The organism is Alienimonas sp. DA493 (assembly GCF_043951915.1).
Taxonomy (GTDB): domain Bacteria; phylum Planctomycetota; class Planctomycetia; order Planctomycetales; family Planctomycetaceae; genus Alienimonas.
The window spans coordinates 20,315-45,871 of record NZ_JBINJD010000027.1 but is presented as its reverse complement, the minus strand read 5'-3'; the positions used below and the strand labels follow the sequence as shown (position 1 = coordinate 45,871).

At 70.5% G+C, this 25,557-nt stretch carries 16 protein-coding genes; 11 read left to right on the top strand and 5 right to left on the bottom strand.

Going from position 1 to position 25,557, the window contains the following annotated elements:
- From ACG2DA_RS06455 to ACG2DA_RS06440, 4 genes are all read left to right on the top strand, one after another.
- Positions 1 to 2,366: right-handed parallel beta-helix repeat-containing protein (locus ACG2DA_RS06455; RefSeq protein ID WP_395254668.1), on the top strand; the 2,366-nt coding region annotated here is incomplete at its 5' end.
- Positions 2,367 to 2,482: 116 nt separating this feature from the next.
- Positions 2,483 to 4,015: an efflux RND transporter periplasmic adaptor subunit gene (locus ACG2DA_RS06450; protein ID WP_395254667.1), complete on the top strand. Its 1,533-nt coding sequence runs from the start codon at positions 2,483 to 2,485 to the stop codon at positions 4,013 to 4,015.
- Between the two features lie 72 nt (positions 4,016 to 4,087).
- Positions 4,088 to 7,324, top strand: coding sequence for an efflux RND transporter permease subunit (locus ACG2DA_RS06445; protein WP_395254665.1), 3,237 nt, complete (start codon positions 4,088 to 4,090; stop codon positions 7,322 to 7,324).
- An 84-nt stretch (positions 7,325 to 7,408) separates the two neighbouring features.
- Positions 7,409 to 7,768, top strand: a complete 360-nt coding sequence (locus ACG2DA_RS06440) for an ArsR/SmtB family transcription factor (protein WP_395254664.1) — start codon at positions 7,409 to 7,411, stop codon at positions 7,766 to 7,768.
- A gap of 54 nt (positions 7,769 to 7,822) precedes the next feature.
- Here the strand turns inward: ACG2DA_RS06440 and ACG2DA_RS06435 are convergent, their stop codons facing one another.
- Entirely contained in the window at positions 7,823 to 8,446 is a 624-nt protein-coding gene (locus ACG2DA_RS06435; RefSeq protein ID WP_395254663.1) for a hypothetical protein, read from the bottom strand.
- Positions 8,447 to 8,820: 374 nt separating this feature from the next.
- On the opposite strand from ACG2DA_RS06435, the gene ACG2DA_RS06430 reads away from it, so the two are divergent.
- Positions 8,821 to 11,175, top strand: a complete 2,355-nt coding sequence (locus tag ACG2DA_RS06430; RefSeq protein ID WP_395254662.1) for an alkaline phosphatase D family protein — start codon at positions 8,821 to 8,823, stop codon at positions 11,173 to 11,175.
- Positions 11,176 to 11,252: 77 nt separating this feature from the next.
- Here ACG2DA_RS06430 and ACG2DA_RS06425 read toward each other — a convergent pair whose 3' ends face one another.
- Positions 11,253 to 14,414, bottom strand: a complete 3,162-nt coding sequence (locus ACG2DA_RS06425; RefSeq protein ID WP_395254661.1) for a DUF6797 domain-containing protein — start codon at positions 14,412 to 14,414, stop codon at positions 11,253 to 11,255.
- Between the two features lie 178 nt (positions 14,415 to 14,592).
- On the opposite strand from ACG2DA_RS06425, the gene ACG2DA_RS06420 reads away from it, so the two are divergent.
- Positions 14,593 to 15,525, top strand: coding sequence for an alpha/beta hydrolase family protein (locus ACG2DA_RS06420; RefSeq protein ID WP_395254660.1), 933 nt, complete (start codon positions 14,593 to 14,595; stop codon positions 15,523 to 15,525).
- A gap of 206 nt (positions 15,526 to 15,731) precedes the next feature.
- On the opposite strand, the gene katG is transcribed toward ACG2DA_RS06420, so the two are convergent.
- Entirely contained in the window at positions 15,732 to 18,230 is a 2,499-nt protein-coding gene (katG, locus tag ACG2DA_RS06415; protein WP_395254659.1) for a catalase/peroxidase HPI, read from the bottom strand.
- Between the two features lie 251 nt (positions 18,231 to 18,481).
- On the opposite strand from katG, the gene ACG2DA_RS06410 reads away from it, so the two are divergent.
- The 3 genes from ACG2DA_RS06410 (at position 18,482) to ACG2DA_RS06400 (ending at position 20,868) form a co-directional block, all read left to right on the top strand.
- Complete coding sequence (locus ACG2DA_RS06410; protein WP_395254658.1) at positions 18,482 to 19,363, top strand: LysR family transcriptional regulator; 882 nt, start codon at positions 18,482 to 18,484, stop codon at positions 19,361 to 19,363.
- Between the two features lie 66 nt (positions 19,364 to 19,429).
- The gene (locus ACG2DA_RS06405) at positions 19,430 to 20,470 is read left to right on the top strand and encodes a hypothetical protein (protein ID WP_395254657.1); all 1,041 of its coding nucleotides are present in this window, start codon (positions 19,430 to 19,432) and stop codon (positions 20,468 to 20,470) included.
- A complete protein-coding gene (locus ACG2DA_RS06400; RefSeq protein ID WP_395254656.1) occupies positions 20,467 to 20,868 on the top strand; it encodes a hypothetical protein in 402 nt (133 codons plus the stop codon). Before ACG2DA_RS06405 ends, ACG2DA_RS06400 begins: the two co-directional genes overlap by 4 nt.
- A 17-nt stretch (positions 20,869 to 20,885) precedes the next feature.
- Here ACG2DA_RS06400 and ACG2DA_RS06395 read toward each other — a convergent pair whose 3' ends face one another.
- A complete protein-coding gene (locus ACG2DA_RS06395; protein WP_395254655.1) occupies positions 20,886 to 21,593 on the bottom strand; it encodes a hypothetical protein in 708 nt (235 codons plus the stop codon).
- A 155-nt stretch (positions 21,594 to 21,748) separates the two neighbouring features.
- A complete protein-coding gene (locus ACG2DA_RS06390) occupies positions 21,749 to 22,981 on the bottom strand; it encodes a DEAD/DEAH box helicase (RefSeq protein WP_395254654.1) in 1,233 nt (410 codons plus the stop codon).
- Between the two features lie 135 nt (positions 22,982 to 23,116).
- On the opposite strand from ACG2DA_RS06390, the gene ACG2DA_RS06385 reads away from it, so the two are divergent.
- Together ACG2DA_RS06385 and ACG2DA_RS06380 are read left to right on the top strand one after the other, a co-directional pair.
- A complete protein-coding gene (locus tag ACG2DA_RS06385) occupies positions 23,117 to 24,421 on the top strand; it encodes an NAD(P)/FAD-dependent oxidoreductase (protein WP_395254653.1) in 1,305 nt (434 codons plus the stop codon).
- A 76-nt stretch (positions 24,422 to 24,497) separates the two neighbouring features.
- A complete protein-coding gene (locus ACG2DA_RS06380) occupies positions 24,498 to 25,304 on the top strand; it encodes a hypothetical protein (RefSeq protein WP_395254652.1) in 807 nt (268 codons plus the stop codon).
- Positions 25,305 to 25,557 lie beyond the last annotated feature (253 nt).

The window sequence follows — 25,557 nt, the reverse complement described above, 5'->3', positions numbered from 1 at the left end:
TGCGGGAGACCGCAATTCGCGACGGCGTGGTGGGACTCTCCCACGGTTGGGCGGACCTCACGCTGGACGGGGTGACGATCACGGGCCACACGAACGCCGCCCTCCGCGTGGCGTCGACGGCGCCCGCCTTCACGCTGGACGCCGCCGACAGGACGCTGGCCTCCGGCAATGCGATCGGCCTCGCCTGGGACGGCGACCCCGAGCTCGCCCAAACCCTGACGGTGGACGGCGCCGACTGGACCGACAACGGGATCCACGTGAAGACCGACCACGTCGAGTCGGTCATCCTTCGCAACGCGACGCTGGCGAACGCGGAGACGGGGCTGCTCGTGGAGAACGGCGGCGCCGTGGCGCTGCGGGACGGCCGGTTCCTCGACAACGGCAGCCCCGCCGATCAGGGCGCCGGGGCGGACCTGCACGCCGCGGCCGTCGCCGTGAGCGGCTGCGACTTCGAACGGGGCCAGGTCGGGCTGCGGGTGCGGGACGCGAGCGATCCGGACCTGCGCACCTCCGCCTTCCGGAACTGCGGCGGGGCGGCGCTGGACCTGCGGGGCGGGTCGTGGAACTGGACGGCGACGGACGGCCTCACGTTCGCGGGCAATCACGTCGGCGTGATCGGCGACGGCGCCGACTGGACCGTCGACGGCGGGGCCGCGGGGGTGACGGTCGTCGGCCCGGGCGCCGCGGCGGGCGGCCGTGGGCTGATCGCCGTCGGCGGCCGCGCCCGCTGGCGCCGGGCGACCGTGAACGACGCCGCCGTCGGCTTCGAGGTCCTCTCCCCCCTCGACGCCACGCTGGAAGACTGCACGGCGAACGGCTGTGCGAACTACGGGCTGTATCTCGAACGCGCCCCCGGCCAGACGGCGCCCCGGCCGGTCGCGGCGTTCGACTTCACGGCGCTCGACTGCGGGACCGGCTTGGGCTATCGCCGCGGGGCCGACGCCGCGGCGGGGGTGGGCGAACTCGAACTCCGCCGCCTCACGGTCGCCCGAACGGCGGCGGTGGACTCCGACGGGTACGCCGTCGGGACGACGGGAATCGGGCTGTACCTTGATCGTTGCCCGCTCGACCCGGCGCTGCACACGGACCTGGCAATCTCCGGCTGCGCGTACGGCGTGGACGTGCGGGGGCGGGACGCGACGGTTTCCGGGGCGATGAACCTGTCGGTGGAGCGCTGCGGCACGGCGCTGTCCGTCGCCGACGGGGCGGCGACGATCGCTGACTGGACGAACGAAACGAATCGCCGGGCCGTCGCGGTCGCCGCGGGGACGCACCCCGTCGCCCTGTCGAATTGCCGCCTGATCAGCCGGGACGAGGCCCTCGCCCTGCACACTGCCGGCCCGGCGATGTTGACGGGCTGCACGTTCGCCTCGCGGACCGCCGACGCCCTGCTGCTGGTCGGGGCGCCGGGGGCGCCGTTCGACGCCGCCCTGACGGATTGCACGGTGGAGGCCGCCGGCGGCGACGGCTTCCACCTCGCCGCGGACCCGGCGTTCGGGGGAACCGCGGCGTTGCTCCGCTGCACGACGCTGGACGCGGCGGGGGACGGGCTGTCGATCGCCGGCGGCGTGACGGCGATCTGCACCGACTGCGTCGCCGCGGGCTGTCAGGGGGACGGGTTCCGAACCCTCTCCGGGTTCGCCGCGTTCCAAGGCTGCACGGCCGCGTCCGTCGGCGGCGCCGGGTTCGACCTGTCCGAAACGGACGCGGCCCTGGAAGACTGCACCGTGGAGGGGTTCGGCACGGCGGAGGTCCTGCCCGGGTTCTCCCTGGCCCGCTGCGCCGAGGCGACCGTGGACCGCTGTGCGGCGGCGTTCGGCCCCGCCGACGGGCTGCGCGTCCACGACGGCGGCGCCGGACCGGACCCGGACGGGCCGTTCCGGGCCTCCGTGACGAACTTCCTCGCCCTGGGCGTGCCGTGCGGCGTCCGCACCGGGGCGGCGTGCGCCACGACGCTGCGGCATGTGACGGTCGACGCCGCCGACGCCGGCCTGCACGTCGCCGGGGGGACGGCGACGGCCGTCAACAGCGTGTTCGTCGGCGGGTCGCACGGCGTTCGCCGGGAGGCGGGAACGCTGACGCTCGACCACGTTCTGCTGCACGCCCCCACGCCCGCCGGGGGCGTCGTCCCCGGGCCGAACGACCTGCTGACCGACCCGCGGTTCCGCGACCGGGCGGCCGGCGATCTGCGGTTGGCCGCCGGCTCCCCGGCGATCAACGCCGGCCGGACGCTGAGCGCCCCGGTCGCCGCCGACCTGACCGGCGCCGCCCGGCCCAGCTTCGGCCGCTGCGAACTGGGGGCCTACGAATATCTGGAGCCCGGCGGCGGTCTCCGCATTCTCCGCTGGAAAGAGCACGCCCGGTAGCGGGAGCCGCGACGGGGACAGGAATCGGGGGCGCTCGCCGAACGGGGGGGGCCCCCTACAGTGCTGGAGTGAGCCGTCCGCTCCGTCGTTTTCCGCGTCCCGCCGCCCCGGAGTCCATGTCTCGTCCGACGACCGCCCCGGTCCCGCCCCCCGTTCGCGGTTCCGGCCTGCGGTCGGTCGTGTGGCCGCTGCTCTGCGTGACCGCGATCGGCTGCGGACGCGAGAACGAGTTCGTCCCGCCCCCGCCCCCAGCCGTCACGGTGGCGACGCCGCTGGAGCGGGACGTCACTGAATATTTCAGTACCACCGGCAACACCCGGGCGGCGGCGTCGGTCCACCTGCGGGCCCGGGTGGGCGGCTATCTGGAGGAGATCCACTTCAAGGACGGGGCGATCGTCGAGCGGGGCGAGAAGCTGTTCACCCTCGACAAACGGCCCTTCGAAGCCGCCCTGGCCCAGGCGACGGCCAAGTTGAAGTCCGCCGAGGCCGCCGTCGCCGAGGCCAAGGCCGCCGTCCCGGAGGCGAGCGCCCGCAAAGCGGTGACGACCGCGGCGCTGGCGCTGGCGGACCGGCAGTTCCGCCGGGCCCGCCAACTGCGGGAACGCGGGGCGAATACGGAGGCGGACCTGGAAACCGCCGCCGCGACTCGGCAGGAGGCCGCCGCCGAGGTCGCCGCCGCCGACGCCGCCGAGGCCGCCGCCGAAGCCGCCGTCAGCACCGCGGAGGCGAACGTCCAGGCGGCCCGGGCCGACGTGGCGACCGCCGAGTTGAACCTTGAGTACACCGACATCAAAGCTCCCATCGACGGCCGGATCGGCCGGCGGCAGGTGGACGTCGGCAACCTCGTCCAGCCGGAGCAAACCCTGCTGGCCCGGGTCGAAGCGGTGGACCCGATCCACGTCTACTTCACCCTCAGCGAAGCCGACCTGCTGCGTTTCCTGGAGATGAACCGCCAGGGCACGCTGAAGATCAGCGACGCCGACCCGCCGACGATCGAGGCGGCGCTGGGCGAGAGCGGCGATTTCGCCTTCGTGGGCACGCTCGATTTCCGGGAGTTCGGCGTCGACCCCTCCACCGGCACCACGGTGCGACGGGCGGAGTTCGACAACGACGAACAACGGCTCATCCCCGGCCTGTTCGTTCGCATCCGGGCGGCGGTGGGCGAGCCGCGGCCCCGGTTGTTGGTCGAGGAGCGGGCGATCTCCGCCGACCAGCGCGGCGACTACCTGCTGGTCGTCGACGACAAGAACACGGTGCAATACCGCCCCGTGACCGTCGGCCCCGCCGACGCCGGCCTGCGGGTGATCGAAAGCGGCCTGAACCCCAGCGACCGCGTGGTGGTGAACGGCCTGCAACGGGCCCGCCCGGGCGCCGAGGTCGCCCCCGAACCCGGCGAGATGACCCCCAACCCGGAGGCCGCCACCGGCGCCTTCCAGGTCGCCGACGACCAGCCGGCCGAGCAACAACCGGCCGAGGAACAACCGGCGGACGAACCGCCCGCCGACGACGCGCCGGCCGAGGTCGTCCGGCCGGCGCCCGCCGCGGAGGTCGGGGACGACGCGGCGTTCGAGGCGAACTCCGTCGAGGCCGACGCGACCGCCGCCGATCCCGACGCGGCCCCCGTCGCCGCCGGCTCTGCGGACGGCTGAGCCCGGCCCCCTGCACGCACGCCCCCCGGCGGGCCGACGAGGCCGGCGCCGCATCTTCTTTCATCACGCGTCATGTTCGCCAAGTTTTTTATCGAACACCCCGTCCTCTCCAACGTGACCGCGGTGGTCATGACGTTGGTCGGGGCGGTGGCGCTGTGGGTCCTGCCGATCGAGCAGTACCCCCAGATCACCCCGCCCACGATCCGGGTGCAGGCGGTCTATCCCGGCGCCAACGCCGCCACGCTCGCCAGCACGGTCGCCTCCCCGATCGAACAGCAGGTCAACGGGGTGCAGGACATGCTCTATATGTCCTCCACCAGCTCCGGCGACGGGTCTTATACGCTGACGGTCACGTTCGAGATCGGCACCGACCTCGACCAGGCCCAGGTGCTCGTGCAAAACCGCGTCGCCATCGCGGAGCCGGGCCTGCCGGAGGAGGTCCGCCGGCAGGGCGTGACGGTCAAAAAGCAGTCCAGCAGCATTCTGCTGGTGCTTTCTTTAATCAGCGAGGACCCGGAGTACGACTCGCTGTTCCTGGCGAACTACGCCAACCTGCGGCTGCGGGACGAACTGAGCCGGGTGAAGGGCGTGGGCGAGGTCACGGTGTTCGGCACCGCGAACTACAGCATGCGGGTCTGGCTGGATCCGCAGAAGCTCAAGGCGCGGGACATGACCGCCCAGGACGTGATCGCCGCCCTCAGCGAGCAGAACGTGCAGGTCGCCGCCGGCCAGATCGGCCAGCCGCCGGCGCCCTCCGGGGAGTCCTTCCAATACACCGTCACGGCGATGGGCCGGCTGAGCGAAGCCGAGCAGTTCGAAAACGTCATCCTCAAAACCGCCGAGGAGGGCCGACTGGTCTACCTCAAGGACGTCGCCCGGGTCGAACTGGGCAGTCAGTCCTACGACCAGTTCACCGAGAAACAGGGCCGGCAGAACGCCAACGTGGGCATCTATCAGTTGCCCGGGGCGAACGCGCTGCAGGTCGCCGAGGACGTCAAAGCGGTGATGGACGAACTGTCCGAGAAGTTCCCGGAGGGCATCTCCTACGACGTGCCGCTGGACACCACGCTGTTCGTCGACGCCTCGATCCACGAGGTCTATATGACGTTGTTCGAGGCCGGCGTGCTCGTGCTGATCGTCATCATGGCCTTTCTGCAGGACTGGCGGGCCGTGCTGATCCCGGCGACGACGGTCCCGGTAACGATCGTCGGCGCGTTCGCGGCGATGTACGCGCTGGGCTTCACCATCAACACGCTGACGCTGTTCGGATTAATTCTCGCCATCGGCATCGTGATCGACGACGCGATCGTCGTGGTGGAGAACGTCGTGCACCACATCGAACGCGGCGAGTCCCCCAAGGAGGCGACGATCCGGGCGATGAGCGAGGTGACCGGGCCGATTATCGGCATCACGCTGGTGCTGTTGGCGGTCTTTATTCCCGCGTCGCTGCTGGGCGGGATTACCGGGCAGCTTTATCAACAGTTCGCCCTGACGATCGCCGCGACGGCGCTGCTGAGCGCCATTAACGCCGTCACGCTGAAGCCCACCCAGAGCGCCCTGTGGCTGCGCCCGCTGGACCCGAACCGCAAAAAGCTGTTCCTCTGGCGCTGGTTCGACGCCGTCTACGGCTGGTTCGAGCGGGTTTACGTCGTGATCACGAAACGCCTGGTGCGGCACCTCTGGCTCACCTCGGGGGTCTTCGCGCTGCTGGTGGCCGGGACGGCGTGGCTGTATCTCCAGCAGCCGACCGGCTTCTTCCCGACGGAGGATCAGGGCTACGCGCTGGCCAGCGTGCAACTGCCGGACGCCGCCTCCCAGGAGCGGACCGCGGCGGTGCTGAGCCAGGTCGACGAAATCCTTGCCGACACCCCCGGCGTGGCGGACTGGATCACGATCGGCGGCCTGTCGCTGGTCGAGGGCAGCAGCGCCCCGAACTCCGGCACGATCTTCTTCACCTTCGAACCCTGGGAGGAACGCTACGAGAAGGGGCTCACGCAGGACGTGATCCTCGGCAGCGTCGCCGGCCGGCTCGCCGGGATCCGCGAGGCGACGATCTTCGCCTTCCCCCCGCCGGCGATTCAGGGCATCGGGTTCCGGGGCGGTTTTGAACTCCAATTGGAGGACCGCGGGAACGTCGGCCTGGCGGAGCTCGGACAGGTGGCCCAGGAGGTCGTCGCCGCCGCCAACTCGCAGGCGAATCTTGCCGGGGTGAACACCGCGTTCCGCCCCGGCGTGCCGCAGCTCTCCGTGGACGTGGACCGCGTAAAGGCCAAAACGCTGGGCGTCCCGCTGGCGGACGTGTTCGGCACGTTGCAGGCCTACCTCGGCTCCGCCTACGTGAACGACTTCGAAAAATTCGGCCGGGTTTATCAGGTCCGCGTGCAAGCCGAAGCCGCCGACCGGGCCGACCCGAAGGATATCGAACGCCTGGAGGTGCGGAACGCCGACGGCGAGATGGTCCCGCTGGGCACCCTGGCGACCGTTCGCCGCAGCTTCGGGCCGCAGGTCGTCAAACGATATAACCTCTACCCGACGGCCTCCGTCAGCGGCTCCGCGGCGCCGGGCGCCAGCACGGGCGACGCCTTGGAATTGATGGAGCAGATCGCCGAGGGCACCCTCCCGGCCAGCATGGGCTACGAGTGGACGGGGATGTCCTTCCAGGAGAAACGCGTCGGCAACGAGGCCTTCTTCGTGTTCGGCTTCGCCGTGCTGCTGGTGTATTTAGTGCTCGCGGCCCAGTACGAAAGTTGGATCCTGCCGATCGCGGTCGTGCTGGTGGTCCCGCTGGGGCTGCTGGGGGCGGTCGCCGCCGTGGCGGTGCGGGGGCAGGACGTGAACATCTTCACCCAGGTGGGGATCCTGCTCATTATCGCCTTGGCGTCGAAGAACGCGATCCTCGTGGTGGAGTTCGCCCGGGACCTGCGGGCGGAGGGGGAAACGATCCTCGGCGCCGCGGTGAAGGCCGCCCAGATGCGGTTCCGGCCGATCGTGATGACCAGCTTCGCCTTTATCCTGGGCGTGGTGCCGCTGGTGCTGGCCGAGGGCGCCGGCGCCGCGGGCCGGCAGGCGCTGGGCACGGCGGTGTTCGGCGGGATGCTCGCCGCCACGGTGCTGGCGGTGTTCTTCGTGCCGGTGTTTTACGTGCTGTTCCAGCGGTTGGACGAATGGGCCCGCGGCCGCCGGCCCGATCCCGAGAAGTCCGCCGCGGACCTGGACGCCCCCGCCTCCCCGCCGGCGACCGGCGCCGTGGCGGCGGGCTCCGCAGCCCCGCAGGAGGCCCCCGTCGCGGCCGGCGCCGGGGCACGCTGAGGGAGTGAGCGGCGGGCCGTCGGGCCGCGGCGATCGGTCGGACCGCCGCTCGCCCGGTCGCCGGACGCGGGGTAGACTGCGGCCATGCCGACCGCGGACGCACGCCCCCCTGAGGATCCTCCGCCGCCGGGGGATCGGCTGCAGAGCGAGGTGTGTTCGGAGAAGCTGAAGGCCCTCGGGGAGCCGACGCGGCTGCGAATCGTGGACCTGCTCCGCGACGGGCCGGCGAACGTCAGCGAGATCGCCGCGGCCCTCCGCCTGCCCGTGGTCACAACCTCCCATCACCTTCAGGTGCTCGCCCACGCGGCGCTGGTGGACCGCAAGAAGGCCGGGCGGAAGGTGGTCTATTCCCTCCCCGCCGACCTGCTCCCCGCCGCCGACGCCGACCACCTGAACCTCGGCTGCTGCCGGCTCGAACTGCCCGCCCCCGCCGGCGCCCGCTGAGCCGAACCCCGTCCGCAAACGGCCGGGGAAACCGGCCGCCGGGACGCCGTCCAATTAGCGAATCCGCCGCGACGGGAGAGCCGTCTCGTCTCGGAGCCAGGGCTCCGCGGGGTCGAAGGACGGATCGAAGTCCGCCGCGAGGTCCGGGCGGGGCGTCGGATCGGTCCGCGGCTCCCGCTGCGGAAGATCCCGGGACCGCCGTGCCGCGTCGCCGGGGCGCCCGCCGAAGTCGTCCGCCGGCCGTGTGCGGCGGCCGGAGATCGGCAGCGCGGGCCGCCGCCCGTCGCGGGTCGCCTCAAACTGCGGATCAAGGATGTCCGGCCGGGAGCGCTCGCGACGAACCCCGCGTTGCCCGGGCACGCCCCAGCAACCGCGGTCGGCCGGCGCCGGTTCGGCCCCGCCGCCCTCTCGCCGCTCCCGGCGGGGACGCCCGGCGGCGCCGTCCTCGGGGCGCCGATCGTTGAACCACGGGCCGTCGGCCGGGTCGAGCGGGACCGGGTCGAATGAGAACGGGTCTGCGGGGCCGGCGCCGAACGGGTCGGCGCCGAAGTCGTCGTAGAACGGCTCGGCGGGCGCCGACTGCGTTTGAGCCGGCAATGACTGGGCGGAGAGCGGCGGCGGGGCCGCGGAATCGAACGCCAGCAGGCCGGCCGCGGCGGCCGCGAAGAGGGTTTTCATCACGCACGTCCTTGGAGGGATCAGTCGCCCGATCGGCGACCGGGTCGAACCGCTTCAACGCACCCGCCGTGCCGTTCCCCTCCGCGACGACGACGAACGCACGACGCAGCGCGTTTTCCAGAGCGAACCGTCGCCGGAAGACGCCTCGGGCGCCCACTACGCGGCAGGAGTTGCCGCCGGGAGCCCCGGCGCCCAAAGTGCGACGGGACGGTTTTACGAAGTCCTGCGGCTCCCACGCTCCGGCCAGGCGGTCCGGGCGGACTACCGCCGGCCTGACCGTCCGACCATCCTGAGGCGACGGACCGAACGGGGCCCTCCGCGGGGGCGGCGTCCGATCGGTTCGCCCGTTCGTTTCGCTCACGGAATCTGTCGTTATGTCGTCCGCCAGCCGTCGTTCCCTGTTGAAAAGCCTCGGCGCCGGCGGCGCCGCGCTCACGTTGCCGTCGCTCGGGCGGGCGCAGGACGCCGCCTCAGCCGACGCCGCGCAGGCCCCACCCGCGGCGACGGTCTCCTTCGGCGACACCCACGACCGCGTCTTCCTGCACGGCGATTGCTGGGCGAACCCGATGGAGGACTGGGTCGTCAAAGACGGCATGGCCGAGTGCGCGACGCGGGCGACGAACCGCAACGTGCATCGCATCACCCATCAATTGACGAACCCCTCCGGCTCGCTGGAGACCTCCGTGGTCCTTTCCCGGGCGGAGTTGCGGGAGGTCGATCTGGGGGCCGGCTTCCGCGTCGGCATCCGCAGCGAACTGGACGAATACCGCAGCAACTGCTTCGCCCGCAGCGGCGTGGACGCCGGCGTGCGGGACAGGACGCTGTTCATCGGACAGACGTCCAAACAAACCGACGGATTGGAGGACCCGCAGAACCTCAAGCTCACCCTGACCGGCCGCGGCGAGGGCGATCGGTTTGCATTAAAATTGACCGCCGCGGACGCCGACGGGAACGAACTGGGCGCCGTCGAAGCGACGGTCCCGGCGAAGCAGGTGCTCGGCAACGTGGCCCTGGTGAACTCCTTCGGTCGGGAGACCCGCCCCGCCGGCGCCAACGGCGGCGGCCGCGGGAGCCGCTACCGGTTCAACGACTGGACCCTCGCCGGCGACGCCTTCACCGTCACGCCGGAGCGCCGGTTCGGCCCGCTGCTGTGGTCGATGTATACGCTATCCGACTCCCGCGGCGAGGACGGCTTCGTCCTCAAACTGAGCGCCCTCACCGGTCCGCTCGGGGAGAAGGACAATCACGACGTGGAGCTGTTCGCCCAACAGAACGGCGAATGGAAGCCGCTGGGAACCGCGACGCTCGACACGGACGCCTGGGTCGCCGTCTTCCGCGTCCCCCACTGGGACGCTTCGCGGGACATCCCCTATAAGGTGGTGTACCGGGAGCAGGGCCGCAGCGGCGTGACGACCGCGCACGAATGGACCGGCACGGTCCAGGCGAACCCGACTGGTCGCCCGCTGCGGATGGGGGCGCTGACCTGCCAGAACGACTACGGCTTCCCTTACGAACCGGTCGCGGAGAACCTGAAGCGGCTCAAGCCGGACCTGCTGTATTTCTCCGGGGATCAGATCTACGAGAGCCACGGCGGCTACGGGTTGATCCGCCGTCCGGCCGAGCCGGCGATCCTGAACTACCTCCGCAAGTATTACATGCACGGGTGGTCGTTCCGCGAGGCGATGCGGGACGCCCCGACGCTCTGTTTGCCGGACGATCACGACGTGTTCCAGGGCAACATCTGGGGCGAGGCCGGCGCCCCGATGGACGTCACCGACGGCGGCGCCTCCAGCAAGGGCGGTTATATCGAACCGGCCCGGATGGTGAACGCCGTGCATCGAACCACCGTCGCCCACCACCCGGACGCCTTCGACCCGGCGCCGGTCAAGCAGGATATCAGCGTCTATTACGGCGACATGGTGTACGGCGGGGTCAGCTTCGCCGTCGTCGCCGATCGCCAGTGGAAGAGCGGCCCGGAGCGCGTCGACACCGGCTCCGGCCGGGCCGATCACGTCTCCGACCCGGACTTCGACACCAGCGTGCTCGACAAGCCGGGGCTGGTGTTGCTCGGCGAACGGCAGGAGGAGTTTTTGAAGAATTGGGCCGAGGACTGGCGGGGGTGCTCGATGAAGGTCCTGCTGAGTCAGACGGTGTTCGCCGGCGTCGCGACGCACCACGGCGGCTACGACGGCTACCTCAAGGCGGACCTCGACAGCGGCGCCTGGCCGCAGACCGCCCGGGACCGGGCGATTCGGATCGCCAAGGCGGCGAAACCGCTGCACATCAACGGCGACCAGCACCTCACCACGCTGGTGCAATACGGCGTCGACGAACAGCGGGACGGGTTCTGGTCCTTCTGCACCCCCGCAATTTCCGCGGGCTATCCCCGCTGGTGGCGGCCGGACGAGGTCGGCATGCCCTACGAGAACCGTCCGGCCCACGGCATCCCCCACACCGGCGAATATACGGACGGCTTCGGCAACTTCGTGTTCGTCTACGCCGTCGGCAATCCGGAGGTCGCCTCCAAGAAGAACCGCTACGAGCGGGCCCATGAGAAGGGCAGCGGGTTCGGCCTCGTCACGATCGACACCGAGGCGAAGACCTACCGCATCGAGTCGTTCCGCTTCCTCGTCGACGCGACCGACGGGCAGCCCTCCAACCAATTCCCCGGCTGGCCCGTCACCCTGCACCAGGCGGAGAACGCCGGCGAGAACCGGCTCTCCGTCTGAACCGGCTCTCCGCCTGAACCGGCTCTCCGCCTGAACCGGCGGCGAGCGCCGGCCCCGCGGCCCGCCCGGGCCGCGGGTCAGGGCGCCGCGGGAAGGTTGTGAATCGTCCAATACACCTCCTCCGCGAACGACCGGCCGTCGGCGTCGCGGAGGTTCAGTTGCAGGTGGAGTTGATCGACCGGCCGCAGGTCCGGCGTGCGGAGCGTCAGGGTGCGGCCGTCGTCGCTGAGCGTCGCCGCGGCGATCTCGAGTTCCTGCTCGCCGGGCTCGCCGGTGTCCGGGCGGTAGGTGCGGGAGCCGTACCCGGCCGTCCATTTGTAGTTCCACACGGTCGCCGAAAGGCCGTCGAGGGTCTCCGCGACGTTCGGATCGAGCGGGAAATTGAACACGAGTTGCAGCCCCTCCGGCACGACGCGGCAGTCGGCGATCATGCGGAGCGGCGCCCCGGTGTAGCGGACGCGGAACACCCCGCCGTCGTCCAGGTTGCCGCGGCCGTTGGCGTTCCAGCCGCTCATCCCGGTCACGTACGCCTGCCCGTCCGCCGGGTTGACGTTCGCCCGCATAATGCCGGTGGAAAAGTCGTGCGGGAACCGCACGATCGCCGCCTGCATTTGGCCGGCGACCTCCTGCGTCATGAGATAAAACAGCCGGCCCTGCCCGAAGCTGGTGTGCAACAGGCGGCCGGACAGCGGGCCGAACCGCGGGTCGCCCGCGAACGCCTGCCCGCCGGAGGAGTTGTCCACCTCCTGCGGCATCCAGAGGATCGGCGGGGCGAAGCTCTCCGGCGGGACGACCTTTTTATGATCGATCGCCCCGCCGTCGGGCGCCCAGCGACCGGTGGCGTGCGTCTGCACGTAGCCGTAAAAGCCGCCGGGCTCGATCAGATTAATCTTGGAGGCCGGCATCCAGTTGCCCTGGTTGTCGCTGACGGTGATCCGCCCGTCCGGCAGGGCGCCCATGCCGTTGGGCGTGCGAAAGCCGGTGGCCACGACCTCCCGCCGCGCCCCGTCCGGCGAGACCTTCACCACCGCCCCGGGCAGTTTGTAGTCGGTGTACTGACCGCTTTTGGCGTAGTAGAAGTTCCCCTCGTCGTCGGTTTGCAGGTCGAAGTTGAAGGCGTGATAGAAGGTCGAGACGTCGTCGTCGGCGCTAAAGCTCTCGTAGAAGTCCGCCTCGCCGTCGCCGTTGCGGTCGTGCAGCCGGGTGAGCCGGTCCTTGCAGGTGACGTACATCTGCCCGTCGACGATCTTCAGCCCGAACGGTTCGTAAAGCCCCCCGGCGAACCGCCGCCAGCGGAGGTTGAGCAGATCGTCGTCCACGCCGGAGACGATCCAGACGTCGCCGCCGACGGTCGCCACGGCCATCCGGCCGTCGGGGAAGAAGTCGAGGGCGGAGGTGCGGAACCAGGAGTTCCACGGCGAGGACTCCGGCAGCGTGATCGTGTCGACGGCGTAGGCGCCGCTTTGGAGGCCGCGGAGGCCGACGGTCTCCAACGTCTCCGGCCACAGCGGCTCCCCGCCGGAGAGCAGGCGAGCCGGGTCGAGCGGGGTCGGTTCGAGCGCCTCGCCTTCGTCTTCCGCCCCGGCGAACCGCAGGACGTCGAGCAGCCGCGACCGCTCGTCGGCGGGGATTTTGAGGACCCGCCGGCCCTGCCCGTCCACCTCCTGCAGGACGCCGTCAATGTCGCCGAACAGTCTGGGCGGAACCGAGTCGGGTCCGGACCGGCCGACGGCGAGAATGAGCGCCTCGCCCGGGCCGATCCGCAGCGTGTGCCGCACGCCGAGGCGGCCGTTCGTCGGGGACGGGGTTTCTAAGATCTCCCGGCCGTCGATCGCGTAGGAGAGCACGACCCGGTCCCCGTGCAGATAATGGCCGTGGTAATCCAGCCAGCGCCGCGGCAGCGGGCCGCGGGGGAGCAGGTCGTCGGTCGGGTAGTCCAGCGTGCCGTCGTGGCCCCAGCGCCACAGGTCGAGGGCCGGCACGGGGTCGCCGTCGGGCTGGGCGTAGCCCTCGCCCCGCAGGCGTTTGTGCTGGGTCGTGTCGAGATTGAGAAAGCCGCCGGACCAGAGTCCGGCCTGATCCAGCGTGTGCAAATCGTAACTGAGCGACAGCGCCCCCAGCCGGACGGTGAGCGCGCTTTCGACCTCCCGTCCCAGCTGCGAGGCGAGCGCCGGGCCGTAGTCGCGGTCCGCAGGCGGTTCGAACTCGCCGTCCTCCGTCCCTTGGGGCAGCGAGGCGAGATAGGCCTCCGTGACCGGCTCGTAACTCGGGTTGGAGCCCTTCATGAACTCGTTGCGGATGTACCCGACGACCTCGTACCGCTCCCGCGGGGAGAGGGAGGGCATCGCCCGCATCAGGCCGTTGCCGCGGGAGAGCGTTTGGAACATGGCGTAGGGGTCGCCGCCGAACTTTAACGGCTCCTTGCCGAAGGCCCGGGCCGTCGCCAGGGAGGGCGTGTCGCCGTCCGGGCCGTGGCACTGCTCGCAGTTCGACCGATACAGGTCGCGGCCGCGGCGGGGCGAGCCGTTCTCCACCTGTTTGATAATGCGGGCGTGATCGAGGTTCGCCGTATCGTCCTGAACGACGAGTTGCTCCGCCGGGGGCTTCAACTCCGCCGCTCGGGCCGGGCCGCCGTCCCGCAGGGCGAACAGGTACTTTAAAAGGTCGAGAACCGCCCGCTCGGACGGCAGCGTCGCCGCCAGGCTGGCGGGCATCAGGGAGGTCTCCGCCTCGGCCCGTTCCAGCACGTTTCTCTTCCGGACGACGATCTCCTTCTCCAAATTCTCCGCGTCCCGCAGCACGATTTTCGCGTCGTCCTCCCGCACGAACATCCCGCTGACGACCTGTCCGTCCTCTTTTAATATCTGTTGGGTGCGATAGCCCTCGCGGATCGCCTTGGAGGGCGCCAGCAGGGCCTCGACGAGATAGACGTCCGTCGTTCCCTCTTCAATCCGGGTGAGGTCCGGCCCCAGCGGGGAGCGTTTCCCCTCCGCTTCGTGGCAATTCACGCAGGCGGCGGCGGAGGTGTAATAAACGAGGGCCCCGCGGGCGGCGTCGCCCCGCAGCCGGGCCTCCCGGGCGACGAGGGCGGGGTCGGCCTGTCGGAGCCGGTCGTGCAGCGAGCCGTCGCCCTCCGCCGCGGGGGCCGGCGGGGCCAGCAGAAGCGCCGCGGAGCAGACCGCCGCGAACGGGAACCGAGTGCGGGGCGGGCGGTCCGGGGCGGCCTGTTTGCGTGGCACGTTCGATAACTCGTCAGGGGGTTGTCCGCTCCCGAAACGAATCGGGATTCTCCGACCCTAGCGCCCCCGCCCCCGCCCTGCACCGCAGCGCCCCCCCGGCGGGCGGGGGTGCGGTCGGGCGGCGCCGGCGGGTACGGTCGCCCGGTCCGCGTTCGCCCGTTCCGTGGGAGCCCCGTTCATGTCGCCGCCCGTCGCCGTTCCCTCCCGGTTCCTCCCGAAGTGCGTCGCCCTCGCCGCCTTGGGGCTGATTGCGACGTGGGGGGCTCCCGCCGGCGCCGGGGAGCCCGCGGAAGCGTTCTCCCTGGAGGACCGCCTCGCCGCGGAGGACCTGTCCTACCAAACCGACGATTGGCACGGCTTCACCCGCTACACGTTCACCGCGGCGGACAGCGACGAGTGGATCGTCGCCCCGAAGACCCCGCGGGCGGATCGGGCCTGGGTGTGGCGGGCCCGGTTCCCCGGCGTGGCGACGGAGTTGGACGTGGAACTGCTGAACCGCGGCTTTCACGTCGTCTATCAAGACGTCGCCCAGGACTTCGGCGGCCCGAGGGCGATGCAGCGGTGGCGGGGCTTCTATGAGAAGATTCGCCGACTGGGGCTGGGCGAACGGGGGATTTTCGAGGGGCTCAGCCGCGGGGGGCTGCCGATCTTCGCCTGGGCGGCGCAATATCCGGAGACCGTCGCCGCCGTGCTGGGCGACAACCCGGTGTGCGACATCCGCTCCTGGCCGGGCACGGACAACGGGGCGACCAGCGCCGCCTGCCTGAAAGCCTACGGGGTGACGCCGGAGACGCTGGCGGACTTCGAAGGGAGCCCGGTCGGGCTGACGGACCGGCTCGCCGGCCCGCGGGCCCACGGGGAGCCGCCGGCGCCGGTGGTCTTCGTGCTGAACGGGGCGGACGAGGTCGTCCCGCCGGCGGAGAACGCCGAAGTGATGATCCGCAAACTGCGGGCGGCCGGCGGCACGGTGAAGGTGTATTGGAAGCCGGGCCTCGGCCATCACCCGCACGGGTTGCAGACGCCGGAGGCGATCGACGAGCTGGCGGACTGGCTGATCGAGCACGGCACGTTCGCGGCGCCGGCGGGGGGAGACGGAGCGGGTGATCGCTGAAATCACCCGAAGCGTCAGCGAGGGCGGCGTCGGGAAGCGCCCGTCGGCCTGCGGCCGACGCCCTCGCTGACGCTTCGGGTTAGTAAAACGCGACGGACGCAAGGCCGGGGCTCGCGCTCCGGGCTCATCAAGTACGGGCATAAAAAACCGACCGCCGCGGCGGGGCCGCGACGGTCGGGCGTCGTTCCGGGGAGCGGTCGGCGGGGTTACCGCACGGCGACGCGGTCGGCCCCGGGTTCCACGGAGCGCTTCAGGTCGAAGCGGTCCAGGGTCATCACCTTCGTCCAGGCTTTGACGAAGTCGCGGACGAACTTCTCGTCGGCGTCGTCGGCGGCGTAGACCTCGGCGATGCCGCGGAGCTGGGCGTTGGAGCCGAACACCAGGTCGACGCCGCTGGCGGTCCACTTCTGCTCGCCGGTGTCCCGGTCGTAGCCCTCATAGACGTAGTCGCAGTAACCGGCCTTCTTCCAGACGGTGTCCATCGTCAACAGGTTCTTGAAGAACGCGTTGTTGAGCGTGCCGGGGGTCTCCGTGAGCACGCCGAGGTCCGCCATCGGGCCGCTGCCGGCGTTGGCGCCCAGCGCCCGCATGCCGCCGACCAGGACGGTCATCTCCGGAGCGCTGAGGGTGAGCTGCTGGGCCTTGTCGACCAGCAGTTCCGGGCCCGGCTGGGTGACGGTGCGGTCCTGGTAGTTGCGGAAGCCGTCCGCGGCGGGCTTGAGCACGTCGAAGCTCTCCGCGTCGGTCATCTCCGCGGTGGCGTCGGTGCGGCCGGGCACGAAGGGCACGGTCACCTCGAAGCCGCCCTTCTTGGCGGCGTCCTCGATCGCGGCGGCGCCGGCCAGCACGATCAGGTCGGCCAGCGAGATCCGCTTGCCGCCGGTCTGGGCGTCGTTGAACTCGGTCTGAATCTCCTCGAGCGTCTGGAGCGTCTTGGCGAGCCGCTGCGGTTCGTTGACCTCCCAGTCCCGCTGCGGTTCCAGGCGGATGCGGGCGCCGTTGGCGCCGCCCCGCTTATCGGAACCGCGGAAGGTGGAGGCGCTGGCCCAGGCGGTCTTCACCAGTTCCTGGGTGGACAGGCCGGACTCGAGCACCTTCTGCTTGAGGGCGGCCACGTCGTCGGCGTCGACCAGTTCAAAATCGACCGGGGGCACCGGGTCCTGCCAAATCTGGGCCGGGGGCACTTCCGGGCCGACCAGCCGCTCCACCGGGCCCATGTCCCGGTGGGTCAGCTTGTACCAGGCCTTGGCGAAGGCCTCGGCGAACTCGTCCGGGTTCTCGTGGAACCGCTTGGAGATCGGCCCGTAGATCGGGTCCATCTTCAGGGCGAGGTCCGTGGTGAACATCATCGGGGCGTGGGACTTGGTCGGGTCGTGGGCGTCCGGCACGGTGCCGGCGCCCTCGTCGCCCTTCGGCTTCCACTGCCAGGCCCCGGCGGGGCTCTTGGTCAATTCCCACTCGTAGCCGAACAGGTTGTCGAAGTAGCCATTGGACCACTGCGTGGGGGTGCTGGTCCAGGCGCCCTCCAGGCCGCTGGTGATCGTCTTGTCGCCGTGGCCGGCGCCGTACTTGTTCTTCCAGCCCAGGCCCTGCTCCTCCAGGCCGGCGCCTTCCGGTTCGACGTCGACGTACTCGTTGGGGTCGCCGGCGCCGTGAGCCTTGCCGAAGGTGTGCCCGCCGGCGATCAGGGCGACGGTTTCCTCGTCGTTCATGGCCATGCGGCCGAAGGTTTCGCGGATGGCGATGGCGCTGGCCAGCGGGTCCGGCTTGCCGTCGACGCCCTGCGGGTTGACGTAGATCAGGCCCATCTGGGAAGCGGCCAGCGGCATCTCCAGCGTTTCCTCGCCGGAGTCCTCGTCCTTCGTGTAGCGCTCACGGCCGAGCCACTCGGTCTCGGAGCCCCAGTAGATGTCGGCTTCCGGCTCCCACAGGTCCTCGCGGCCGCCGCCGTAGCCGAAGGTCTCCAGGCCCATGTCCTCCAGGGCGCAGTTGCCGGTGAGGATCATCAGGTCGGCCCAGGAGAGCTTCTTGCCGTACTTCTGCTTGATCGGCCAGAGCAGCCGGCGGGCCTTGTCCAGGTTCGTGTTGTCCGGCCAGCTGTTCAGCGGGGCGAACCGCAGCGTGCCGGAGGAGGCCCCGCCGCGGCCGTCGAAGGTGCGGTAGGTGCCGGCGCTGTGCCAAGCCATGCGGATGAAGAACGGGCCGTAGTGGCCGTAGTCGGCCGGCCACCAGTCCTGCGAGTCCGTCATCAGGGCTTTGATGTCCTTCTTGACGGCCTCCAGATCGAGGGTGGCGAACTCCGCGGCGTAGTCGAACTCTTCGCCCAGCGGGTCCAGCGAGGGCGGGTTCTGATGCAGGATCGACAGGTCCAGCTGGTTCGGCCACCACTCCCGGTTGCTGTACGGCCCGGTGGTGCGGGAGCGGGCCGCGGTGGACGGCCCCGCCCCGGCGCCGCTCACGTCGCCCATCACCGGGCAGACGCCGTCGCCCGCCTTGCCCTCCGCCGGGGCGCCGTCGCCGGGGGTCGCGGGAACCGGCTTCTCGCCGGCGACCTCGCCCGGCGGCGGGCCGGACTCCGAGGGCGGCGTGCCCGGCTTGGTGACCGTCGGCCCCTGCTGCGCAAACGCAGGTTGAACGAACGCGGAGGCGGCGAAACAGAGGGCGGCGACGCCGGCCGTCGGTCGAAGGGGTAGAAATCTTGTCATCATGCTCGCTCCTGAGGGCAAAGAGGGCGGGGTGTTCCAGGTCTGAACGCTCCCATGATAGGGAGCCCGCGGACCGATTCGCCCGCAAACATCGCATACCGTCCATGCATGACGCGTATCGATCGCTCATGCGTCGGGCGTATGGGTTGCCAACGCGGCCCGCCGTGATTGACTGGGGAGCCGCCGCGATGCGTCCGACGCATCGATCGAGGGCGGCCGCCCCGTCGTCCGTTCGTACCCGCCGCAACGCCTTGGAATTAACCCCGCTCCGCTACTTCCTCCGGGCCGCCGACCGGGAGAATTTTACCCAGGCGGCGAAGGATCTCAGCGTCTCCCAGCCCGCGCTGAGCCGGGCGGTGGCGGGGTTGGAGAAGGAACTGGGCCGCCCGCTGTTCGAGCGCGACGGCCGCTGCGTCCGTCTGACCGACGCCGGCCGGGCCTTTCGTACCAAGGCGGCCCGGATCGTCGGCCTGGCGGACGACGCCCGGGCGGAGCTGGTCGACGACGGCCGCACCGGGGCGGTGCGGCTGGCGGTCATCCCCACCCTCGCCCCGCACCTGTTGCCGGGCCTGCTGCGGGACTTCGTCGCGATTCGTTCCGAGGCGGAGGTGCGGGTCGCGGAGACAGTCACCGCGGAATGCGTCCGCAAGGTGCGGGCCGGCGAGAGCGACCTCGCCGTGCTCTCCAACCCCGTGCCCGATCCCGCCCTGCACGTGGAGCGGCTGTACGAGGAGGAACTGCTCGCCGCCCTGCCCGCCGGCCACCGGTTGGCGGACGCCGCGGCCCGCCCGTCGCTGACGGTGAACGATTTGCAGAGCGAGCCGTTCGTGCTGCTGGGCGAGGCGCACTGCCTGTCGGACGAGGTGCTGTCGTTTTGCCGGCGGTCGGCGGTGCAGCCGGTGGTGTTGGAACGCACGAGCCAGTTGGCGACGGTGAAGGCGCTGGTCGCCGCCGGCCACGGCGTCTCCCTGATCCCCGCCGCCGCCGCGGGCGAAGACGACGGGATCGTTTATCGCCGCCTGACCGGCGACCGCCCGACCCGCACCGTCGTCGCCGCCTGGGACCCGGAGCGCTACGTCAGCAAACTGACGAAGGCGTTTTTGGACGTGCTGCGCGGCCAGCGGGCGGGGTGAATGCTTGCGTGCGGAGGGACAAGGCCGGACGATCGGTCCCGTCGCTCTTTAGAACATGGTGCTCCGATGCGTTCGTCGGTCGTCGTCCTGCTTCTCGCCTGCACCGCCCTCCCGAGCGGAGTTGCGGACGAATCCCCCGACGGCCTGCGGGCGGAGATCCGGGCAGCACTCGCGTCCCGGGTCGAGCGAACGGCGAATTATCAGTACGCCACCACGACGGAGCTCCGGGCGTGGCCGTTGGAGACCAACGCGTTTTTCGACCGCGCCGGGTCCGAGCCGGAGGAACCGACCTTCGCGGTCTATCAATTTGCGAGGACGCGTCATCAGGGCTCGACGAAGGTCGACATGACGAGGGAATTTTTTAAAGTCCCCGAGGGCGGCGGGGCGCCTGAGTCCCAGGGCAGCGAACGACTCGTGAACGTCTACGACGCGGAGTCGGGCGAGTGCCGGGGAATCCTCAATCAGTTCTTCGGGGAGGACGCCCAGACCCACGCCGTCGTCGACGACGAGCCCGACCACGTCACCTTCGGCGACCGGATGCTTTATTGGATGCCCGGCTTCCGCCATTGGCAGGGCGTCACCGCGGTGGACGTGCTGCTCAAACGCTTTAACGCCGTCACCTTCGAGGCGGACGATGGTCCCGACCGGCTCGTCGTGGCGACATTGGAGCATCGAGATCCGGGCACGACGGGACAGCCGGAACGGCTGACGGTCTGGTTAGACCCGGCGAAGGACTATATGCCGGTCCGACACGAGGTTCGCCGGGTCAACCACAGCAAAGAGCCCGTCTGGCTGGAGCGGCTCGAAGTCCTCTCCGCCGCCGAGACCGACGGCGTGTGGATGCCGACCGCGTTTCAAACGATCCAGAGCAACATGTCCGGCAAGATCCGGCCGGCATTATATGATACCGTCGTGAAGTCGCTGTCGTTCGACGACGTGGAACCGGAGGACGTGGCGTTCCGCTTCCCGGGCGGCGTCCGCGTCGTCGACCGCATCCGGGAGCAGTGGTACCGGACGGCGGAGGACGGGACGCCCGCCGCGGAGCCGGTCGCCCTGCGAATGCTGAGCGACTTGGACGAAGTCGTGCCGTGCGAACCCGTCGAATGATCCGATCCGCTCGTGCCAGCGGACTGACGCCGTACGCCGTCGCCTGCGTGTTGCTTGGCGGCTGCGGCGGGTCCTCTGAAAATCCGATCGACGTTCTGCGGGTCACATCAATCCAGACGGCACAGTTGAGCGGGCCGAGCCTTTCCGCCGACATGAAGTCGATCACCCGGGAGGACGCTCGCACTTTGCTGGAGGCGATGTCGCCCAGCCGGATCGATGCGGCGCCTCATGCAGGGGTCTATCCCTATCGTTTGTCGATCATGGCCGCCGGGAACGTCGCGGACCTTCAAATCGCTTTGGTGGACGACGAAGTCCATGTCCTGCTCGACGACAAATTCTACTCCGGCGGAGACGCGCAGCGGTTCCGAAAGGCATATCGGAGTATTGTGGAGGACTGAAACGAGCCCCCGCCGCCTTACTTCACGCGGGTCGCCGTTTTGATTTTACCCTTCTCGTCCACCCCGTTCATCGAGCGGCCGTCGAGGGAGAGCCGCATGCGGTCGAGGCGGTAGCCCGTCGCCGTGCCGGGCTCCTGACCGGACAACGACAGCACGCCCCGCCGGCAGGTCCAACGCAGGTCGCGGTCTTCTCCGGCCGTCCCGTCGGACCAGAGCGCCACGTCCTCGTCGCTGCGGGACCCGACGCTCACGTTTAGGACCGCCACGACGCGGGGGGTCAGGTAGAGCGTGATCCGGCTTTGGATCTCCGCGGCCGCCTCCGGGTCGTCCCGGAGCGCCCGCCGCAGGCAGCGTTCGGCGGCCCGCCGGAGGCGCTTTTCGGACTCGGCGCCCCGGGTGAGAAATTCCCCGGCGTGCTCGCGCATCTGGATCGACAGAGGGATCAGCCCCTCCTCCTCGAACGCTTTTTTCTCCTCCTGCATCGTGCGGAGCAGGCCTGCGGACTCCTCGACGGACAGTTTGACGCCCCCGTCGATCCGCCCCGCCCGGACGAGTTTTTCCTCCGCCTCGAACGCGGCGAGCAGCCGCTCCCGGTGCCCGTCCATCGCCTCCACGTGCGCGTCGTACGCCTCGTCGAATTCGTCCGGCTCGGGCGGCTGAAAGCCGCAGAACACCGCGACGGCCCCGACGGCGGCGACCCGGACGGCGACGCGAAGGACGGTCATCGGTTTTCCCGAAGGCGGACGAAAAGCGGGGCGATAAAAATGACACTGCGGAGCGGACCGGGCTGTCAAGCGAACGCCGCACGCCGAAGGCTGCGGACGCCAATCGGAACGCCCGCCGCCCGCACGTTCCGCCCCGCCCGACTTCGCGGCTCACCTCACCGCCCGAACGGCCGCGGGGCCGGACGCAGCACTTCCGGCAGGCGGACGTTCGTCTTGGCGATCGCCAGGCGGGTGCGGGCGCTGACTTTGTTAATGCGGGGGTTCGCCGTCAGGCTCCGCCAGCCGAAGGCGTCCGGCTCGTCGTCGGGGATGAGATCGTCCGCGGCGCCGCCGGGTTCCCACAGGTACTGCCGGCGGGCGCCGGCGACGCGGGTGAAGGGCCATTTCGTGCTGCGGCTTTGCACGATCTGTTTGATCGGCACGGCCGGGTGTGTGCGGAACACGCGGCCGCACATCTGCACGGTGGGGCCCTTGGCGCTGTCCCGGCAGAACACCGTTTGTAAATCCGGGCTGTCGAACCCCTCCGTGAGCACCATGCAGTTCACTAAGACGCGGGTCTCGCCGGATTGAAAGCGGGCGAGTTGGGCGTCGCGGTCGCTGTCGCCGGTGACGGTTTCGCAGCGGACCCCGCCGGAGTTTAATTGTTCTTCCAATTCCGCGCACTCCGCCCGGGTGCGGAAGAAGGCGATGCTTTTGCCCCAGCGGTCTGGGTTGCGGAGGTAAGTCTGGGCCACGCCCGTCGGCGTGTGTGCCGGGATGCTAAAATGGTCGTAGCGGCTGAGATAGCCGTCGCCGATTAATTGATGAATGCCGGCGTCCCGCAATACGCGGTCGAAGCAGAGCTTCATCTTGTCCGTCCGGTAGGGCGTGGCGGTCAGGCCGAGGATCCAGCGGGGCCGCAGTTGATTGTGCAGGTGGGCCATGCTGGCCGCGGCGTCGTGCTGGGCCTCGTCGACGATCAATAATTCCAGCCCCGGCGGCGGGTTCTTGTCGAACATGCTGACCGTGACCAGCGGGTCGACGCCGATCCGCTTGGCGGCGTTCTCCGCTTCGGTCTGGGAGAGCAGGTTCCGCCGCATCGCCGCCCAGCCAACCGTCACGCCGAACTCCTCCTGGAGCAGTTTGGCAATGAGGAGGCCCATCACCGTCTTGCCGCTGCCGGTGGGGGATTCGATCAGCACGCTGCGGGCCGCGGGGGACGGCACGCCGCCGGAGTCCACGTGCCGACCGGCGAAGTGGTCCAGCGCCTGCCGCACGATGCGGGCCTGATAGGGCCGCGGCTGCACCGCGGTGTCCGGCAGCAGCCGGTCGAGCGCGTCCGGTTCGCCGTCGCCGTGAGGCGGCGCGCTCCCGGGGGCGGCGGCGGACGGGGGGCTCGGGCGGGGCATCGCGGGGGCGTCCATGCGGGGGGCGAGCCCCAGTGTAGGGCCGCGGCGATCCGGTTCCCTACCCTCGCCGGGCGATCGGCCGCACAATCGGACCACGCCGCCCCGTCCCCGTTTCGCCCCGCCCGTCGTTCGTTCATGGCCGATTCCCCCACCGCCCCCTCCAAGAAGTCCGTCGCGGTGGTCGGCGCCGGGATGGCCGGGTTGACCTGCGCCAAGGTCCTGCACGAGGGCGGCGCCGACGTGACCGTCTTCGAGCAGGCCGACGGCGTCGGCGGCCGGGTGCGGACCGACGGCTATCAGGGGTTCAAACTGGACCGCGGCTTTCAGGTGCACCTGACCGCCTACCCGGAGGCGAAGCGGCACCTGGATTATTCCCAGCTCGACCTGCACCCCTTCCGACCGGGGGCGCTGGTGTTTCACAACGGCAAGCTGCGGCGGATGGACGACCCGTGGCGGGGCTGGAACAAGCCGTTGAACGTGATGAAGACGGCCGCCCTGGGGGTCGGCTCGCCGCTGGATAAGTTGAAGGTCGGCCAGTTGCGGGCCTCGGCGCTGTCGGGATCGATCGATCACCTGTTCCACCTGCCCGAACGCACCACGCTGGCCGCGCTGCGGGACAACGCCGGGCTCTCCGACGAGATGCTGAACGGCTTCCTGCGGCCGTTCCTCGCCGGGGTCTTTTTGGAACGGGAGCTGACCACCAGCAACCGGTTCTTCTACTTCGTGTTCCGGATGTTTGGCGAGGGCCAGGCGACGCTGCCCGGCGGCGGGATGGGCGCCGTGCCGAAGCAGCTCGCCGACCGCCTGCCCTACGGGTCCGTGCGACTGCGGCAGACCGTGACCGCCGTGACGAAGACCTCCGTGACCGTGGAAGGGTCCGAGCCGCAACCGTTCGACGCCGTGGTCCTCGCCGCCGGCGGAGAGGCGACGGAGACGCTGGGCGTGAAACTGGACCGCCCCGCCCCGACGCAGTGGCACGGCACGACCTGCCTGTACTTCACCGCGGACCGGGCGCCGGTGAACGAGCCGATCCTGATCCTCAACGGCGACGGGCCCGACGCCGGCCAAGGCGGCGGGGGGCCGATCAACAACCTGTCGTTCCTCTCCCGCGTCTGCCCGACCTACGCCAGCGGGGGGAAGGAGTTGATCAGCGTGAACGTCGTCGGCGAGGCCGCCGAGACTCCGAAGCTGGTCGAGGCGGTCCGCCGGCAGGCGACCGTCTGGTTCGGCCGGCAGGCGGAGCGCTGGGAGCACCTGAAGACGATCGCGATTCCCAAGGCCCTGCCCGCCTACGATCCGCCCACGACCCCGCCGGCGGAGATCCCGCCGACGACCGCCGACGGCCACTTCGTCTGCGGCGACTGGCGGACCGATCCCAGCGTCAACGGCGCCATGGCCAGCGGCCGCCGCGCCGCCGAGGCCGTGCTGGCCGCCCGCTAGCCCGCTCCCGTTCCGAACCGGCCCGCACGCAGGCCGGTTCCCCCCGTCGCCGCCGACCGCCAGCCGAACTCGTTTCGTGACGACCGCCCCCCCGTCGACCGGCGGCGAAGAACCGCCCCGCCCCGCCGCTCCGGACGGCGCCGCGGACGGCTCTCCCGGCCGGACGGTGGCGTTCACCGTCGCCACCAACGGCTACGACCAAACCTTCGCCGACTGCCTGGAGAGCCAGCGGGCTTGGGCGGACCGGCACGGCTACGCCTATCTCGTGCTGGACGGCGCCCCGCCGGGCGGCATCGACGGGGCGGAGTCTGCCTGGCTGAAAATCTTCGCAATCCGAGAGCTGCTCGACCGGCCGGAGGTGGCCCACGTCGTGTTTCTGGACGCCGACGCCACCGTGCGGCCGCACGCCCCGGCGGCGCCGACGGACGCGGGATTCTCCATCCTCGCCGCGAGGGATCATACCGGGCGGTACAACTCCGGCGTGCTGCTGGTCCGGGCCGCGGACGACGCCCGGGCGTTCTTCCGTCGGCTCTGTCGCATGGCGGACGTCCCGCCCGTCTGGCTGCCGAAACGGGACCGCAACCTCTGGGAGAACGGCCACTTCATCTATCTGGCCCGGAAGACCGGGGCGGTGGGCGACCTCGATCCGCAATGGAACTTCACCTCCGGGCTGGAGGCCCCGGGCGGTCCGGACGGCTGGGTCGAGGGGGAGGAATACGTCTGTCACGGCCGCGGCCGCTACCTGGAGAAGCCGCGGACCGGGCCGAAGCCGGGCCGCTGGGCCAAGGCCCTGCGGCGCCTCCGCCGCGGCAGCCGGACCCTGCGGGTCGCCGGCCACCTGCGGCACTACCGCCCCAAGCTGCACGCCGCCGCGGCGGAGTAATCCCGGGGGCGCCCGGCTCGCCGACGGGGCGGCGGTCGAACCGCCGTCCAATCCGGCGCCGTCGAAGGCGAGGGCGTCCGGCCCGTCCTCCGTGAAGCCCCAGCCGAACGCCGCCTCGGACCACGCCCCGGTCGCCGCGGGGGCGGACACGGGGAGTTCCAAGTCGTCGATTGCGTTCGAGCCGGGACTTTGGGTAGTCTGAGTTGCGTAGAGGAGAGGCAAGAATCAGGCAAGACGCGTCCGGTTTACGGGA

Excerpts from the sequence above, each read along its gene's own strand:
- ACG2DA_RS06450 (WP_395254667.1), top strand. The coding sequence starts at position 2,483 with ATGTCTCGTCCGACGACCGCCCCGGTCCCGCCCCCCGTTCGCGGTTCC.
- ACG2DA_RS06445 (WP_395254665.1), top strand. The coding sequence starts at position 4,088 with ATGTTCGCCAAGTTTTTTATCGAACACCCCGTCCTCTCCAACGTGACC.
- ACG2DA_RS06440 (WP_395254664.1), top strand. The coding sequence starts at position 7,409 with ATGCCGACCGCGGACGCACGCCCCCCTGAGGATCCTCCGCCGCCGGGG.
- ACG2DA_RS06435 (WP_395254663.1), bottom strand. The coding sequence starts at position 8,446 with ATGAAAACCCTCTTCGCGGCCGCCGCGGCCGGCCTGCTGGCGTTCGAT.
- ACG2DA_RS06430 (WP_395254662.1), top strand. The coding sequence starts at position 8,821 with ATGTCGTCCGCCAGCCGTCGTTCCCTGTTGAAAAGCCTCGGCGCCGGC.
- ACG2DA_RS06420 (WP_395254660.1), top strand. The coding sequence starts at position 14,593 with ATGTCGCCGCCCGTCGCCGTTCCCTCCCGGTTCCTCCCGAAGTGCGTC.
- katG (WP_395254659.1), bottom strand. The coding sequence starts at position 18,230 with ATGACAAGATTTCTACCCCTTCGACCGACGGCCGGCGTCGCCGCCCTC.
- ACG2DA_RS06405 (WP_395254657.1), top strand. The coding sequence starts at position 19,430 with ATGCGTTCGTCGGTCGTCGTCCTGCTTCTCGCCTGCACCGCCCTCCCG.
- ACG2DA_RS06400 (WP_395254656.1), top strand. The coding sequence starts at position 20,467 with ATGATCCGATCCGCTCGTGCCAGCGGACTGACGCCGTACGCCGTCGCC.
- ACG2DA_RS06395 (WP_395254655.1), bottom strand. The coding sequence starts at position 21,593 with ATGACCGTCCTTCGCGTCGCCGTCCGGGTCGCCGCCGTCGGGGCCGTC.
- ACG2DA_RS06390 (WP_395254654.1), bottom strand. The coding sequence starts at position 22,981 with ATGCCCCGCCCGAGCCCCCCGTCCGCCGCCGCCCCCGGGAGCGCGCCG.
- ACG2DA_RS06385 (WP_395254653.1), top strand. The coding sequence starts at position 23,117 with ATGGCCGATTCCCCCACCGCCCCCTCCAAGAAGTCCGTCGCGGTGGTC.